We start from the raw sequence: 14,294 nt of genomic DNA, 5'->3' as shown, positions 1-14,294 counted from the left end.
CGTCAAGCTCCTCCTGTGTGAGAAAACGGACCGGTGGTCGCCCGGACCACCAAAGACGGGTGCAGCAGGTGCCGGACCGGCTCCGTGCGCTCCCCGCGGACGCGCTCGATCAGCGCTTCGAACGCCAGCCGCGCCATGTCCTTGCGTGGCTGGTCCACCGTGGTCAGGGACAGGTGCCGCAGCGCGGCGAGCGAGGTGTTGTCGTAGCCGACCACCGAGACGTCCTCCGGCACCCGCAGCCCGGCCTCTTCGAGCGCCGACATCGCGCCCACGGCGTTGAAGTCGTTGCCGGCGACCAACCCCGTCGGCAGCTCGGGGCGCCCGTACTCGGCGAGCAGCTCCCGCACCGCGTTCTCGCCGCCGATGTCGGTGTGCTCGCTGCGCACGACGATCGGCTCGAGGCCGTGCCGCCGCATCGCCGCCTCGAACCCGCGCCGCCGCTGTGCCGCGCCGGCCGCGCCGCCGCCGTCGAGGTGGGCGATGCGCCGGTGCCCGAGGCCGACCAGGTGGTCGACCGCCAGTGCCGACCCCGCCTCGCCGTCGTCGTTCACCGTGTCCACAATGGACGAACGGACCGTCCGCGACACCAGGACGACCGGGCACTGCTTGGCCGCGACCTGGATCGACGCCGCCGGGACGACCGGGGAGAGCAGGATGATCCCGGCCGGGCGGAAGGAAAGCAGGTTGTGCAGGGCGTTCCACTCCCGAGTGGGACTGCGGCCGCCCGTGTTGAGGATCAGGTCGAACCCGGCCGCCTGCGCGGCGGCGTCCAGTTCCTCGACGATGTCGGCGAAGAAGGCGTTGCGCAGGTCGTTGACCATCACACCGAGCACGGTGGACGTCCGGCTGGCCAGCGACCGCGCCATCACGTGCGGCTGGTAGCCGAGTTCTTCGGCCGCGCGCAGCACCGCCGCGCGCCGGGCCTCGGAGACCTTCGGTGAATTGTTCATCACCAGGGAGACCAGCGCGCGGGAAACTCCCGCCCGCGCGGCGACGTCCTCCATCGTCGGACGCACGACCCCACCTCCCCTGATCTCGGAAAACTCGGCCTTGACTTGCTGTGACGGACGCTACAAGATTAGAGCGCTCTAATCAATAGAGCGCTCCAACGGACCAACGGAGGCCCCTTGTGACAGCGACGATCCGCGTGGCCGCCGCCCCGATCTCCTGGGGCGTCTGCGAAGTCCCGGGCTGGGGCCGGGTGCTGGACGCGGCGACCGTGCTCGGCGAGATGGCCGCGCTGGGCGTGCAGGCCACCGAACTCGGCCCGCCCGGGTACCTGCCACGCGAGCCGGCCGCCCTGCGCGAGCTCCTCGCCGGGTACGACCTGACGCTCGTCGGCGGCTTCCTCGCCGTGGTCCTGCACGAGAACCAGGAGAAGGCGCTCGAGGAAGCCGAGGAGTCGGCCGCGCTCTTCGCCGCCTGCGGGGGCGACGTCCTGGTCCTCGCCGCCGCGACGGGGCTCGACGGCTACGACGACCGCCCGCGGCTGAGCGACACCGAGTGGGCGACGCTGGTCGAAACGGCGGGCAGGATCCGCGACATCGCCGCCGCCCACGGCCTGCGCACGGTGCTGCACCCGCACGTCGGGACGCACGTGGAGCAGCAGGCCGAGGTCGAGCGCTTCCTCGCCGACTCCGATCTCGGGTTGTGCCTCGACACCGGGCACCTGATGATCGGCGGGACGGATCCGGTGGAGCTGGCGAAGCGGTATCCCGAACGGGTGGGCCACGTGCACCTCAAGGACGTCCGGGAAGACCTGGCGGCCGAGGTCCGCGCGGGACGGCTCGGCTACACCGACGCGGTCGGGCGGGGCATGTACACCCCGCTCGGCGAGGGCGACGTGGACGTGGCGGCGATGGTGCGCTCCGTCCAGGCCGCGGGCTACGACGGCTGGTACGTCCTCGAACAGGACACCGCCCTCGGCGCGGAGAGCCCCGACGACCTACCCCGGCGGGACACCGAGCGCAGCCTGACCCACCTCGCGAAGATCACCGACTCCCTCTGAAACCTGGTCCCAAAGGAGTGACTGTGTTCTCTCTCAAGAAGCTGGCGGGCGTGGCGGCGATCGCCGCCGCCGGGCTCGTCCTGTCCGCCTGCAGCGGCCCGACGGCCGACAACTCGAGCAGCAGCGCCAGCGGCAGCCCGTCGGCCGCGGCCCCGAGCACCGGCGGCCCGCTCAAGGTCGCCGTGGTCACGCACGGCAGCGCGGGCGACGCCTTCTGGAACGTCGTGAAGAACGGCGCCGAGCAGGCGGGCAAGGACCTGAACGTCGGCGTCGACTACTTCTCCGACGGCGACCCGGGCAACCAGGCCCGGCTGATCGACAACGCGGTCGCGCAGAAGGTCGGCGGCCTGGTCGTCTCGATGGCGAACCCGCAGGCCCTGCAGACGTCGATCCAGAACGCGGTGAAGGCCGGCATCCCGGTCATCACCATCAACTCCGGCGAGGACTTCAGCGCCCAGTTCGGCGCGATCGCGCACGTCGGGCAGAGCGAGGGCCTCGCGGGCCAGGGCGCGGGCCAGCGGCTGAAGGCGGCGGGCAAGACGAAGCTGCTGTGCGTCATCCACGAGGCAGGCAACATCGGCCAGAACCAGCGCTGTGACGGCGCGAAGCAGACCTTCGGCAACGTCACGACGCTGCAGGTCGACATCTCCAACCCGACCGACGCGCAGGCCCGGATCCGCGGCGCGCTGCAGTCCGACCCGTCGATCGACGCCGTGCTGGCGCTGAACTCGCAGGTCGCCGCCCGTGCCGTCGCCGCCGCCAAGGAAGCGAGCTCCAAGGCCCAGGTGGCCACCTTCGACCTGAACGCCGACGTCGTCACGGCCATCAAGGACGGCAGCATCCTCTTCGCCGTCGACCAGCAGCAGTACGAGCAGGGCTACCTGCCGATCGTGTTCCTGAAGCTGTACAAGGAAAACGGCAACACCATCGGCGGTGGCAAGCCCGTCCAGACCGGTCCGGGCTTCGTCGACAAGACCAACATCGACACCATCGCCCCGTACGCGCAGCGCGGCACGCGATGACCGCAGCCATCCAAGCCCAGCCCGACGAGCGCGTCGCGCAGAAGAGCCTGGTCGACCGCCTGGTCGTCCGGCCCGAGATCGGCGCGCTCCTCGGGGCGGTGCTCGTCTTCGCGTTCTTCTCGGTGGTCACCGGCCAGTTCCTCAGCCCGCTGGGCGTGGCGACCTGGCTGGACGACTCCTCGACGCTCGGGATCATGGCCGTGGTGGTCGCGCTGCTCATGGTCGGCGGCGAGTTCGACCTCTCGGCCGGCGTCATGACGGCGTCGACGTCGCTGGTCACCGCGATCCTGGCGACGCAGGCGGGCTGGAACGTCTGGCTCGCGCTGCTGGCGTCGCTGGTGTTCGCGCTCGGCGTCGGCGCGTTCAACGGCTGGCTGGTGATGAAGACCGGGCTGCCCAGCTTCATCGTCACGCTGGGGTCGTTCCTGGCCCTGCAGGGCCTCAACCTCGGCGTGACACGGCTGGTCACCAACACCGTCCAGGTCTCGGGCATGCGCTCGACCAGCGGCTACGAGTCGGCCGGCGGGCTGTTCGCCTCGACCTTCGACATCGGCGGCACCGAGTTCCAGTCGTCGATCGTCTGGTGGATCGTCGTCACCGCGATCGCCGCGTGGCTGCTGGTGCGGACCCGGTTCGGCAACTGGATCTTCGCCGTCGGCGGGTCGCAGGTGTCGGCCCGCTCGGTCGGCGTGCCGGTGGTGCGCACGAAGATCCTGCTGTTCATGGGCACCGCGCTCGGCGCGTGGCTGGTCGGCTCGATCAACATCCTGCGCTTCGCCAGCGTCCAGGCGAACCAGGGCATCGGGCTGGAGTTCCAGTACATCATCGCCGCGGTGATCGGCGGCTGCCTGCTCACCGGCGGGTTCGGCTCGGCGGTGGGCGCGGCGATCGGCGCGCTGATCTTCGGCATGGCGCGGCAGGGCATCGTGTTCGCGCAGTGGAACAGCGACTGGTTCATGCTGTTCCTCGGCGTCATGCTGCTGGCCGCGGTCCTGGTCAACAACGCCTTCCGGCGCCGCGCGGAGAGGGTACGCCGATGAGCTTGCTGGAAGTCAGGGACATCGGGAAGACCTACGGCAGCGTCATCGCGCTGCGCGATGTGTCCACTGTGGTCAACGCCGGCGAGGTCACCTGCGTGCTCGGCGACAACGGCGCCGGGAAGTCCACGCTGATCAAGATCCTGGCCGGCGTGCACCAGCACGACCGCGGCGAGTTCCTGGTCGAAGGTGAGCCGGTCCGGTTCTCCTCGCCGCGCGAGGCCCTGGATCGCGGCATCGCGACCGTGTACCAGGACCTCGCCGTGGTGCCGCTGATGAGCGTCTGGCGGAACTTCTTCCTCGGTTCCGAGCCGACGACCGGGTTCGGCCCGTTCAAGATGCTCGACCGGAAGAAGGGCCGCGAGACGACCAAGAAGGCGTTGTCCGACATGGGCATCGACCTGCGGGACGTCGAGCAGCCGGTCGGCACGCTCTCCGGCGGCGAACGCCAGTGCGTGGCGATCGCGCGGGCGGTGTACTTCGGCGCGAAGGTGCTGATCCTCGACGAGCCGACGGCGGCGCTGGGTGTCAAGCAGGCCGGGGTGGTGCTGAAGTACGTCGCCCAGGCCCGTGACCGCGGGCTCGGCGTCGTGCTCATCACGCACAACCCGCACCACGCCTACCCGGTGGCCGACCGGTTCCTGCTGCTCAAGCGGGGTGCCGCGCTCGGGTCGTACGAGAAGAAGGACATCGACATCAACGAGCTGACTCGCCAGATGGCGGGCGGTGCCGAACTGGAAGCCCTCGAACACGAGCTGCGGCAGGTGGAAAAGGCGTGAGTCTGGAGGCGTTGACGATCGGCCGGGTCGGGGTGGACCTCTACCCGGAACAGAGCGGCGTGCCGCTGGCCGGGGTCAGCACGTTCGCCAAGTCGCTCGGCGGGACCGCGACCAACGTCGCGGTCGCCGCCGCGCGGCTCGGCCGGCGCACGGCGGTGCTCACCAAGGTCGGCCCGGACGGCTTCGGCGGCTACGTGCGGCAGGCCCTCGACGGCTTCGGCGTCTCGCCGGAGTTCGTGGGCACGGCGCCGGACCTGCAGACGCCGGTCGTGTTCTGCGAGCTGAACCCGCCCGCGGACCCGCCACTGCTGTTCTACCGCTCCCCCATCGCCCCCGATCTGACGCTGACCGACGAGGACGTGCCGTGGGACGTCGTCGAGTCGGTGCCGCTGCTGTGGGTCACCGGCACCGGCGTGTCCGCGGAACCGGCCCGGGCGACCCAGCGGAAGATCCTCGAAGCCCGCGGCCGGCGGGACCACACCGTCCTGGACCTGGACTACCGGCCGATGTTCTGGCCGTCGGCCGAGCAGGCCCGTGCCGAGATCGGCGGGATGCTCGACCACGTCACGGCCGCGGTCGGCAACCGCACCGAGGTGGAGGTGGCCGTCGGTACCGCGGACCCGGACACGGCCGCCGACCGGTTGCTCGAACGCGGCCTCCGGCTGGCCGTGATCAAGAAGGGCGCCGAGGGTGTCCTGGTGGCGACGCCGGAGGGGCGCTCGACCGTGCCGCCGCAACGCGTCGAGGTCGTCTGCGGGCTGGGGGCAGGCGACGGCTTCGGCGGGGCGCTGATCCACGGGCTGCTTTCGGGCTGGGACCCGGTGCGGATCGCCGAGTACGCGAACGCGGCGGGCGCGCTGGTGGCGTCCCGGCTGGCCTGCGCCGACGCCATGCCGACCGCGGCCGAAATCGAGGAGCTGCTGTGAGCAAGCTGCACCGTCCACTCGGGACACTTTCCGACGGCACCGACCCGGTCCGGCTCACCCCGGACACCGCCGGGTGGCGGTACTCCGGGCTGCGGGTGCTCTCCCTGGCTCCCGGCGAAGTGCGCATCCTGCACACCGGCGAGTTCGAGGCGTTCGTGCTGCCGCTGGCCGGGTCCGCGACCGTCCGGGTCGACGGGCAGGTGTTCGAACTCCGCGGCCGTGAGTCGGTCTTCACGCGGGTGACGGACTTCGCGTACGTGCCACGGGAGGCCGAAGTCGAGTTGTCGACAACGGACGGGCTCGAGGTCGCGCTGCCGATGGCCCGCTGCACCCGCCGCCTGGAGGCCGGGTACGGCCCGGCGGAGAACGTCCCGGTCGAGGTCCGCGGAGCCGGGCAGGCGACCCGCCAGGTGACCAACTTCGGCGTGCCCGGGGTGTGGGACCACGCCGACAAGCTCAACGCGTGCGAGTTGATCACCCCGGGCGGCAACTGGTCGTCCTACCCGCCGCACAAGCACGACGAGGCGACCGAGTGCGAGGTCGTCAACGAGGAGATCTACTACTTCCGCATCGCCGGCCGCGACGGCGTCACGCCGTCCCGCGAAGGCTTCGGCCTGCACCGGACGTACACGAGCGACGGCGAGCTGGACGAGGACGTCGCCGTGCGCGATCACGACGTCTTCCTCATCCCGCGCGGCTACCACGGGCCGTGCGTGGCCGCGCCGGGTTACCCGATGTACTACCTGAACGTCCTGGCCGGGCCGGCCGAGCAGCGGTCCATGGCGTTCTGCGACGACCCCGCGCACGGCTGGGTCCGCGACACGTGGGCGACGCAGGAGCTGGATCCGCGGTGCCCCGTCACGAGTCACGAAGGGCGTGTGCAGTGAAGCTGACGACGGCTCAGGCGCTGGTCCGCTGGCTCCTCGCCCAGCGCTCGGAAACCCTCGACGGCCGCGAAGTCCCGCTGTTCCCCGGCGTGTTCGCGATCTTCGGGCACGGCAACGTCCTCGGCCTCGGCACCGCGCTGGAGGAGCACCGCGGGGACATCCCGGTCTGGCGCGGGCACACCGAGCAGGGCATGGCGCTGGCCGCGGTCGGGCTGGCGAAGGCCACGCACCGGCGGCAGGTCGGCGTGGCGACGTCGTCGATCGGGCCGGGCGCGCTGAACATGGTGACCGCGGCCGGGGTCGCGCACGCGAACCGGCTGCCGGTGCTGCTGCTGCCGGGCGACACGTTCACCAATCGCGCGCCGGACCCGGTGCTGCAGCAGATCGAGCCGTTCGGCGACGCGACCGCGACGGTGAACGACGCCTTCCGCGCGGTCTCGCGCTACTTCGACCGGATCACCAGGCCCGAGCAGCTGATCTCGACGTTGCCGCAGGTCGTCAGGGTGCTCACGGACCCGGCCGACGCCGGGCCGGTGACCCTCGCCCTGCCGCAGGACGTCCAGGCCGAGACGTACGACTTCCCGGACGAACTGTTCGCCCCGGTGACGCACCGGCCGCTGCGCCCTCGCCCGGACCGGCGTTCGGTCACCGAAGCGGCCGGGGTCCTGCGGGCTTCGAAACGGCCGCTGCTGGTGCTCGGCGGCGGCGTCCGCTACTCCGGTGCCGGGCAGCGCGCGCTGGAGTTCGCCGAGCGGCACGGGATCCCGCTCGTGGAGACCACCGCGGGCCGGACGCTGGTGCCGCACGAGCACCCGCTGCACGCGGGCCCGCTCGGCATCACCGGCTCGACGTCGGCGAACGTCCTCGCGGCGGCCGCGGACGTCGTGCTCGCGGTGGGGACGCGGCTGCAGGATTTCACGACGGCGTCCTGGACGGTCTTCTCCCCCGACGTCCGGCTGGTGTCGCTCAACGCGGCCCGGTTCGACGCGGTGAAGCACGGCGCGCTGTCGGTGGTCGGGGACGCCGACGCGGGCCTGACGGATCTCGCCGCCCAGCTGGAGAGCTGGCGGGTCGACTCCTCGTGGACGTCGCGGGCCTCGGCCGAGCGGGCTTCCTGGGACGCGCACATCGACTCGCTGCGCTCGTCCGCCGCGGAGCTGCCGTCGTACGCGCAGGTCGTCGGGGTGGTCAACGACCTCTCGGCGGCGGAGGACTACGTCATGACGGCGTCGGGTGGGCTGCCGGGCGAGCTGATCGGCGGCTGGCGCGGGTCCGGTGCGGTCTCGATGGACGTCGAGTACGGCTTCTCCTGCATGGGTTACGAGCTGTCCGGCGCGTGGGGTGCCGCGATCGCCCACCCGGGCCTGGTGACCACGCTGCTGGGTGACGGCTCGTACCTGATGCTGAACTCGGAGCTGTTCTCGGCCGCGTTTGCCGGTCACCCGTTCGTCGCCGTGGTCTGCGACAACGACGGGTACGCCGTGATCGCGCGGCTGCAGGAGGGCCAGGGCGGGAAGCCGTTCAACAACTTCTACGCCGACTGCACGACTTCGCACGCCTCGCCGCCGCGAGTCGACTTCGCCCGCCACGCGGAGTCACTCGGGTGTGTCGTGTTCACGGCGTCCACTGTGGACTCTCTGCGGGAGGCGTACGCGTCGGCTCGCGAGGCGGCCGTTTCGGAGCGGCGTCCGGCCGTCGTCGTGGTGAAGACGCAGCCGTCGAGCTGGACCGAAGCCGGGGCGTGGTGGGAGGTCGGCGTGCCGGAGCACCTGGCCGGACGGGAGGAGTTCGAACGCGGGAAGGGCGGTCAGGTGCGTTACCTCGGGTCCTGAGTGACGGCCGGCGACGCCGCCCCGGCGTGGAGCTGCCGCGGCGCGCCGGAGCCGTCCGCCGGGACGGCCCAGACGGCGTTCTCCAGCCCGTAGAGGATCGTGTGGTCGTCCTGCCAGAGGGCCTGGTCGTCGACGCTGCGGGTCTCGGCGAGCTCCGTCTCCTTGAGCGTTCCGAGATCCAGGACGGACAGCCGCCAGGCACCCTCGCCGACCTTCTTCTTGAACGCGACCCGCTTGCCGTCCGGGGACAGCGACGGGCACTCGACGTTCTCGCGGAGGGTCTTGCCCCGGTAGCGCCCGTAGTCGGCTTCGACCAGGTACGTCTTGCCCTTGCTGCCGAGGGTGGCGTAGAAACGGTTGCCGTCGGGGGCGAAGGTGATGCCCCAGTAGTTGACGTCGTGGGCGAAGTAGCGTTCGCCGTCCTTGAAGACCGGGAGCTCCTCGATCGTCTTGACCAGCCGTCCGGTCTCGACCTCGTAGAGCCCGGCGCGGGTCGAGAAGCCGGTCTCCGCGTAGGAATCACCCGTGACGAACAGCGTCCAGTAGACGCGCTTGCCGTCCGGCGAGACGCGCGCCCGGCTCGGCGTGCCGGGCAGGGTTTCGGTGTGGCGGACGGCGAGGTGGTCGTCGAGGACGAGGACATCGGTGATCGCCGGGAGCGTCCCCGGCTTGACCGCCAAGCACACCGCCGTCCCCTTCGCCACCGCGAACCGGTCGCACTTCAGCTCGCCGAGCCGCGGTTTCGCCTGCGGGTCGGCGAGCGGGACGGCCCCGACGCGGCCGGTGGCGGTGTCGCGGAACAGCAGCTGGCCGGGTGCCAGGGTCAGCGCGGCGGCGGGTTCGGCGTCCGCCGTGTCGTGGCGCGCGCTGACCGTGTACGTGACGGCGGCCGCGACCAGCAGGGCCGTGCCGGTGAGGGCGAGGACGAGTTTCTTCACGGGCGCACCGGTTTCGCGAAGGCGGCGGCGAGGGCGACGGCGGCCAGGCAGACCGCGGCGACGAGCACCGCGGGCCGCAGGTCCCACAGCGTCCACGCCAGTCCGAACAGGACGGAGGAGAGCATCCGGGCCACGGCCTGGCCCGTCTGCACCACGGCCAGCCCGGTGGCGCGCAGGCCGGCCGGGACGAGCGGGCCTGCCGCGGCCATCAGGACACCGTCGGTGGCCGCGTAGAACACGCCGTGCAGGGCGAGCGCGACGACGGGGAGCACCGCGTAGGCCGGGCCGCAGAGCAGCACCAGGGCCAGGCACAGGGCCACGTGCCCGCCGAGGAACACCGGCCAGCGGCCGACGCGGTCGGCGAGCTTGCCGAGCGGCACGGCCAGCAGCAGGTAGACCCCGGCGGTGCCCAGCGGCAGCAGCGGGAAGTACGTCGCCGCGATCTCCCAGCGGCGTTGCAGGACGAGGTAGACGAACGAGTCGCCGACCGTCACCAGGCCCAGCAGGGCGGCCCAGAGCGCCACGCGCCGGAAGTCCTGCTGCCGCAGCAGGCCGAACGCGGCCCGTGCGGACACCGCCGCGCGGTCGACGCCGCCGGGCCGGTCGCGGACGAACAGGGCCAGCAGCAGCACGGCGATAGCCGCGATGCAGAAGCTGGTGAAGAACACGCTGGAGTAGCTGCCGAGGCTCAGCGCGAGCACCGCCATCGCCACCAGCGGGCCGAGGAACGCGCCGACGGTGTCCATCGCCCGGTGCACCCCGAACGACCGGCCGAGGGTGGCCGGCTCGCTGGACAGCGAGATGAGCGCGTCACGCGGGCCGGTGCGCAGGCCCTTGCCGGTGCGGTCGGCGGCGAGGACGACCCCGATGGCCGCGACCGACGATCCGGCCGCGACCAGGCCGAGCTTGCACACCGCGGACAAGCCGTACCCGAACCCGGCGACCGCCTTGAGCCGCCGCCACCGGTCGGCGAGGTGCCCGCCGAGCACCCGCACGACCGCGGTGGCGCCGGCGTAGAGCCCGTCGAGCAGCCCGAACTGCAGCGGGTTCAGGCCGAGACCGAGCACCAGGTAGAGCGGGAGGACGGCGGTGACCATCTCCGACGAGACGTCGGTGACCAGGCTGACCATCCCGAGCACCAGCACGTTGGCGGACACCCGCTTCAGCGCCGGCTTGCGGTCGGTTCCCGACGCCAGGTCCGAGGTACGGCTTGCCGCGATGTACATGCCCGGGCCTCCTAGTGGCAGGTGTAGGTCGGGCTGCTGTCGAGGACCTTGCCGTCGACGCCGATGAGCTGCGTCTGGAACGTGGTGTCCGTCATCGACAGCTTCAGGACGCCGAAGGTCTTCAGCAGCTTGGCGGTCGTCGCGTGCGCCGGGCTCAGGTCGTACAGGTTGGCGCCGCCGGAGCCGCCGACGATCTCGACCGGGCCTGCCGCGTCGGCCTTGCCGTCGGCGTTCTGCGGCACGAACCGCTCGTAGTCGTGGTCGTGGCCGTTGAGGACGAGGTCGACCTTGTTGGCCACCATCAGGTTCCACAGCTGGATGCTGTCGATGTTGTCGCCGTGGTCACCGGAGCTCCACCGCGGGTGGTGGTAGTACGCGGCGACGCAGCCCTTCTTGTTGTTGGCGAGATCCTGCTTCAGCCAGGTGACCTGGGGCGGCTCGGCGAAGTCGTCGTGGGTGACGAAGTCGTTGGAGTCGAGGGCGATGAAGTGCCAGTTGCCCATTTCCCAGCTGTAGTACCGCTGCCCCTGCGGCTTGGCGATGGCGCCGAAGTACTGCTCGTAGCCGGTGAACTTCGAGTAGGACTCGTGGTTGCCGGGGATCGGGTGCGTGATGTTCTTGAACTTGCCCCAGGTCTTGTCGTAGTAGTTCTTGAAGTCCGACAGGGTGGGTTCGTCGTACTGGTTGTCGCCCATGGTGATCACGGCCGCGGGGTTCATGTTCTCGACGAGCTTCGCGGTCTTGGGGTGGACGCAGCTGGAGCTGCTCGCGGTGCACTGTTCGGCGATGTCACCGGCCGCGGCGAGGACGAACCCGGCGCTCCCGGCCGCGGTCTTGACCGTGATCGGCGTGCCGGCGGCCGAGACGTTCCCCGCGGCGTCGCGGGCGCGCACCGCGTAGGTGTAGCTCGTGGCCGGGGCGAGCCCGGTGTCGGTGTAGGACGTCGTCGCGCTGGTGGCGACGACCGTGCCGTCGCGGAGGATGTCGTACCCGGTGACGCCGACGTTGTCGGTGGCCGCGCTCCAGGTCAACGGGACGCTCGTCGCGGTCGCCGTGCCCGCGGTGAGGCCGGCCGGGGTGGTCGGGGCCTGCGTGTCGCCGGAGGAGTCCGTGCTGCCGAAGACCTGCATCTCCCAGAAGGAGTAACCGTAGCTCGTGCCGCGGGTGAGGCCGACGAAGCGCACGAAGCGGCCGCGGGCGGTGAGGCCGCCGAGGTCGTCGATCTTGCCGTCACCGGTGTCGACGGTGGCGGCCGTGGTGAACGACGTGCCGTCGTCGGAGACCTCGATCCGGTACTTCTTGGCGTAGGCGGCTTCCCAGTTGAGGACGACGCGGTGGATGGTCGCGGACTGGCCGAGGTCGATCCGCAGCCACTGCGGGTCGGCGCCCTCGGCGCTGGCCCAGCGGGTGGTGGTGCTGCCGTCGACGGCCTTCGCCCCGGTGTAGGACGAGCTCTCGACGGTCGAGGTGGCCACGGGTTTTCCCTGCGACAGCAGGACATCGGCGGCCTGGGTGGTGGCGGCCGCGGCGATCGCGGACGGCAACAGCACCACGGCGGCGATCACCGGGGTGAGTCGGGCCAATGGGCGTAGTGGGGTGGACGGCACGTCGCGCTCCTTACGGGCCTGGCGGTGGCTGGTGGGCTGCGGCGTCAGGTGAAACTGTTAGGAAAGTTTCCTAACTAAGCGGACTGTAACGAGGCGATCATCGGGCTGACAAGACTTGTCTTGCCCTTGAATCGGTCAAGAGGGTGAGTTTTTCACCGTTTCCGCTGCTCAGAGCCTGCACCGATGAGCGGAACACTGCTCCGTGGGCCGGGATCGGCTCAGCCGGGCGGCGCCTGGAGGCCCTGGAAGACGGCCGCGATCAGGCGACGCCCCTGGGCCGCGCCCTCCTCGTTGTTCGCCACGCGCCACAGGAAGCTCATGAGCATGATGATGTCGGCGGGGTCGTGGCCGGGCGCGATGGTGCCCTCGGCCACGCACGCGTCGACGAGCTTCGCGACCGCCTCGGTGGTGGGTGCCCACGACGCGCTGATCAGTTCCTGCGCCGCGGCGCTGTGCAGCGCGTCGCCGAGCCCGTGCTTGATGCGGATGTAGGCGGCGAGGGTTTCGAACCACTCGACGAAGGCGGCCTTGGCGGAGGAATGACGGGCGAGCACTTCGTCGGCGGTGGCCGTGAGGCGTTCGATGTCGTGCTGGTAGGCGCCGAGGATCAGGTCTTCGCGGGTCGGGAAGTGGCGGTAGAGGGTGCCGGCGCCGACGCCGGCGCGTTTGGCGACCTCGCTCAGCGGCACCAGCGGATTCTCCGCGAACAGCTCGTGGGCGGCCTCGATGATCGCGACGCGGTTGCGCGCGGCGGCCTTGCGCTGGGTGCCGTACGTCCCCTCGGTCATGCCCCGATCATGCCTCATCGTTGACATGCGGAGAATCCTCCGCTAGTTTCGCATCTCAGATGCGGAGAATCCTCCGCAAGTTCCTTCACCAGGAGAACCTCATGCGATACGTGAAGCTCGGCGCCACCGGCCTGGACGTCTCCCCCGTCGCGATCGGCGCGATGAGCTACGGCGAGCCCGATCGCGGCCACCCCGTCTGGTCGCTCGGCGAGGAACAGGCCCGGCCGCTGATCAAGCACGCCCTCGAGGCGGGCATCAACTTCTTCGACACCGCGAACATGTACTCGAACGGGTCCAGCGAAGAGATCCTCGGCCGGGCGCTCAAGGACTTCGCCGACCGCGACGACGTCGTGATCGCCACCAAGCTGCGGCACCCGATGCGCCCGGGACCGAACGGCCGCGGACTGTCCCGCAAGGCGATCATGACCGAGGTCGACCACTCGCTGCGGCGGCTGGGCACGGACTACATCGACCTCTACCAGATCCACCGCAACGACCACGACACGCCGCTGGAGGAGACCCTCGAGGCGCTCAGCGACCTGGTCAAGGCGGGCAAGGTGCGGTACCTGGGTGCGTCGTCGATGTTCGCGTGGGAGTTCGCCAAGGCCCTGCACCTGCAGAAGCAGCACGGCTGGGCGCGGTTCGTGTCCATGCAGGACCACTACAACCTGCTGGCCCGCGAGGAAGAACGCGAGATGATCCCGCTGTGCCTGGACGAGGGCGTCGGCACGATCGTCTGGAGCCCGCTGGCCCGCGGCCGCCTGGCCCGGGCGTGGGACGACGCGAAGGCGACGGCCCGCGCCGGCACCGACGGGGCTTACGCGGACCTGCTCTATTCGCCGGCGGAAGAGGAGTCGAACCGCGCGATCGTGGCGGCGGTCGGGAAGGTGGCGGCGGACCACGGCGTGAGCCGCGCGTCGATCGCCCTGGCCTGGCTGCACCGGCAGCCGGTCGTCACAGCGCCGCTGGTCGGGGCGGGTTCGATCGAGCAGATCGACGACGCGGTGGCTTCGCTGGACGTCTCGCTCAGCGATGACGACGTGCGCGCGCTCACTGCGCCCTATACGCCGCGGTACGACTGGCAGGGCGTCTCGGACGAAGCGACCATGGCGGCGATCCGGGCCCGGGTGCCGGGGATGGCGCTGACGTGAGGCTTCGTTGCGGCACAACGGGTTCCGATGATCACCCGATTCAGCGATGGTGTTCGCACAGATGTTCGGTAGCGTGGTTTTCATGACCCCTGC

General features: G+C 70.9%; 13 protein-coding genes. 8 read left to right on the top strand and 5 right to left on the bottom strand.

Annotated elements, in window-relative coordinates:
- Positions 1-2: 2 nt before the first annotated feature.
- The gene (locus tag ABZX11_RS03595) at positions 3-1,004 is read right to left on the bottom strand and encodes a LacI family DNA-binding transcriptional regulator (RefSeq protein WP_354909849.1); all 1,002 of its coding nucleotides are present in this window, start codon (positions 1,002-1,004) and stop codon (positions 3-5) included.
- Between the two features lie 125 nt (positions 1,005-1,129).
- Here ABZX11_RS03595 and ABZX11_RS03590 point away from each other — a divergent pair, with 125 nt between their 5' ends.
- From ABZX11_RS03590 to iolD, 7 genes are read left to right on the top strand one after another with little or no spacing between them, the layout of a single operon-like run.
- The gene (locus ABZX11_RS03590) at positions 1,130-2,008 is read left to right on the top strand and encodes a TIM barrel protein (RefSeq protein ID WP_176172234.1); all 879 of its coding nucleotides are present in this window, start codon (positions 1,130-1,132) and stop codon (positions 2,006-2,008) included.
- A 23-nt stretch (positions 2,009-2,031) separates the two neighbouring features.
- On the top strand, positions 2,032-3,030 hold the full coding sequence (locus ABZX11_RS03585) for a sugar ABC transporter substrate-binding protein (RefSeq protein ID WP_354909531.1): 999 nt from the start codon (positions 2,032-2,034) through the stop codon (positions 3,028-3,030).
- Complete coding sequence (locus ABZX11_RS03580) at positions 3,027-4,070, top strand: ABC transporter permease (RefSeq protein WP_176172236.1); 1,044 nt, start codon at positions 3,027-3,029, stop codon at positions 4,068-4,070. The genes ABZX11_RS03585 and ABZX11_RS03580 overlap by 4 nt, the downstream gene beginning before the upstream one ends.
- A complete protein-coding gene (locus ABZX11_RS03575) occupies positions 4,067-4,846 on the top strand; it encodes an ATP-binding cassette domain-containing protein (protein ID WP_354909528.1) in 780 nt (259 codons plus the stop codon). The genes ABZX11_RS03580 and ABZX11_RS03575 overlap by 4 nt, the downstream gene beginning before the upstream one ends.
- Positions 4,843-5,772: a 5-dehydro-2-deoxygluconokinase gene (gene iolC / locus ABZX11_RS03570; protein ID WP_176172238.1), complete on the top strand. Its 930-nt coding sequence runs from the start codon at positions 4,843-4,845 to the stop codon at positions 5,770-5,772. The genes ABZX11_RS03575 and iolC overlap by 4 nt, the downstream gene beginning before the upstream one ends.
- Positions 5,769-6,659, top strand: a complete 891-nt coding sequence (gene iolB, locus ABZX11_RS03565) for a 5-deoxy-glucuronate isomerase (protein ID WP_354909525.1) — start codon at positions 5,769-5,771, stop codon at positions 6,657-6,659. The genes iolC and iolB overlap by 4 nt, the downstream gene beginning before the upstream one ends.
- Positions 6,656-8,491 (top strand): 3D-(3,5/4)-trihydroxycyclohexane-1,2-dione acylhydrolase (decyclizing), encoded by a 1,836-nt coding sequence (iolD, locus tag ABZX11_RS03560; protein WP_354909523.1) that lies wholly within the window; start codon positions 6,656-6,658, stop codon positions 8,489-8,491. The genes iolB and iolD overlap by 4 nt, the downstream gene beginning before the upstream one ends.
- On the opposite strand, the gene ABZX11_RS03555 is transcribed toward iolD, so the two are convergent.
- The 4 genes from ABZX11_RS03555 to ABZX11_RS03540 all read right to left on the bottom strand — a co-directional run bounded on the left by ABZX11_RS03555 (position 8,476) and on the right by ABZX11_RS03540 (position 13,050).
- Positions 8,476-9,429, bottom strand: coding sequence for a hypothetical protein (locus ABZX11_RS03555; protein ID WP_354909521.1), 954 nt, complete (start codon positions 9,427-9,429; stop codon positions 8,476-8,478). The genes iolD and ABZX11_RS03555 overlap by 16 nt on opposite strands.
- Positions 9,426-10,655 (bottom strand): MFS transporter, encoded by a 1,230-nt coding sequence (locus ABZX11_RS03550; protein ID WP_354909518.1) that lies wholly within the window; start codon positions 10,653-10,655, stop codon positions 9,426-9,428. The genes ABZX11_RS03555 and ABZX11_RS03550 overlap by 4 nt, the downstream gene beginning before the upstream one ends.
- An 11-nt stretch (positions 10,656-10,666) precedes the next feature.
- A complete protein-coding gene (locus tag ABZX11_RS03545) occupies positions 10,667-12,220 on the bottom strand; it encodes a discoidin domain-containing protein (RefSeq protein ID WP_354909846.1) in 1,554 nt (517 codons plus the stop codon).
- A gap of 260 nt (positions 12,221-12,480) precedes the next feature.
- Complete coding sequence (locus ABZX11_RS03540; protein ID WP_354909516.1) at positions 12,481-13,050, bottom strand: TetR/AcrR family transcriptional regulator; 570 nt, start codon at positions 13,048-13,050, stop codon at positions 12,481-12,483.
- Positions 13,051-13,151: 101 nt separating this feature from the next.
- Between ABZX11_RS03540 and ABZX11_RS03535 the strand changes: the two genes are divergently transcribed.
- Positions 13,152-14,201: an aldo/keto reductase gene (locus ABZX11_RS03535; protein ID WP_354909514.1), complete on the top strand. Its 1,050-nt coding sequence runs from the start codon at positions 13,152-13,154 to the stop codon at positions 14,199-14,201.
- Positions 14,202-14,294 lie beyond the last annotated feature (93 nt).

Source organism: Amycolatopsis sp. NPDC004169 (assembly GCF_040610315.1).
In the GTDB taxonomy this organism is placed as follows: domain Bacteria; phylum Actinomycetota; class Actinomycetes; order Mycobacteriales; family Pseudonocardiaceae; genus Amycolatopsis.
This window is presented reverse-complemented; position numbering and strand designations above follow the sequence as displayed.

Coding starts and splice junctions, on each gene's coding strand:
- ABZX11_RS03595 (WP_354909849.1), bottom strand. CDS start 1,004: ATGGAGGACGTCGCCGCGCGGGCGGGAGTTTCCCGCGCGCTGGTCTCC.
- ABZX11_RS03535 (WP_354909514.1), top strand. CDS start 13,152: ATGCGATACGTGAAGCTCGGCGCCACCGGCCTGGACGTCTCCCCCGTC.
- ABZX11_RS03550 (WP_354909518.1), bottom strand. CDS start 10,655: ATGTACATCGCGGCAAGCCGTACCTCGGACCTGGCGTCGGGAACCGAC.
- ABZX11_RS03540 (WP_354909516.1), bottom strand. CDS start 13,050: ATGACCGAGGGGACGTACGGCACCCAGCGCAAGGCCGCCGCGCGCAAC.
- ABZX11_RS03580 (WP_176172236.1), top strand. CDS start 3,027: ATGACCGCAGCCATCCAAGCCCAGCCCGACGAGCGCGTCGCGCAGAAG.
- ABZX11_RS03575 (WP_354909528.1), top strand. CDS start 4,067: ATGAGCTTGCTGGAAGTCAGGGACATCGGGAAGACCTACGGCAGCGTC.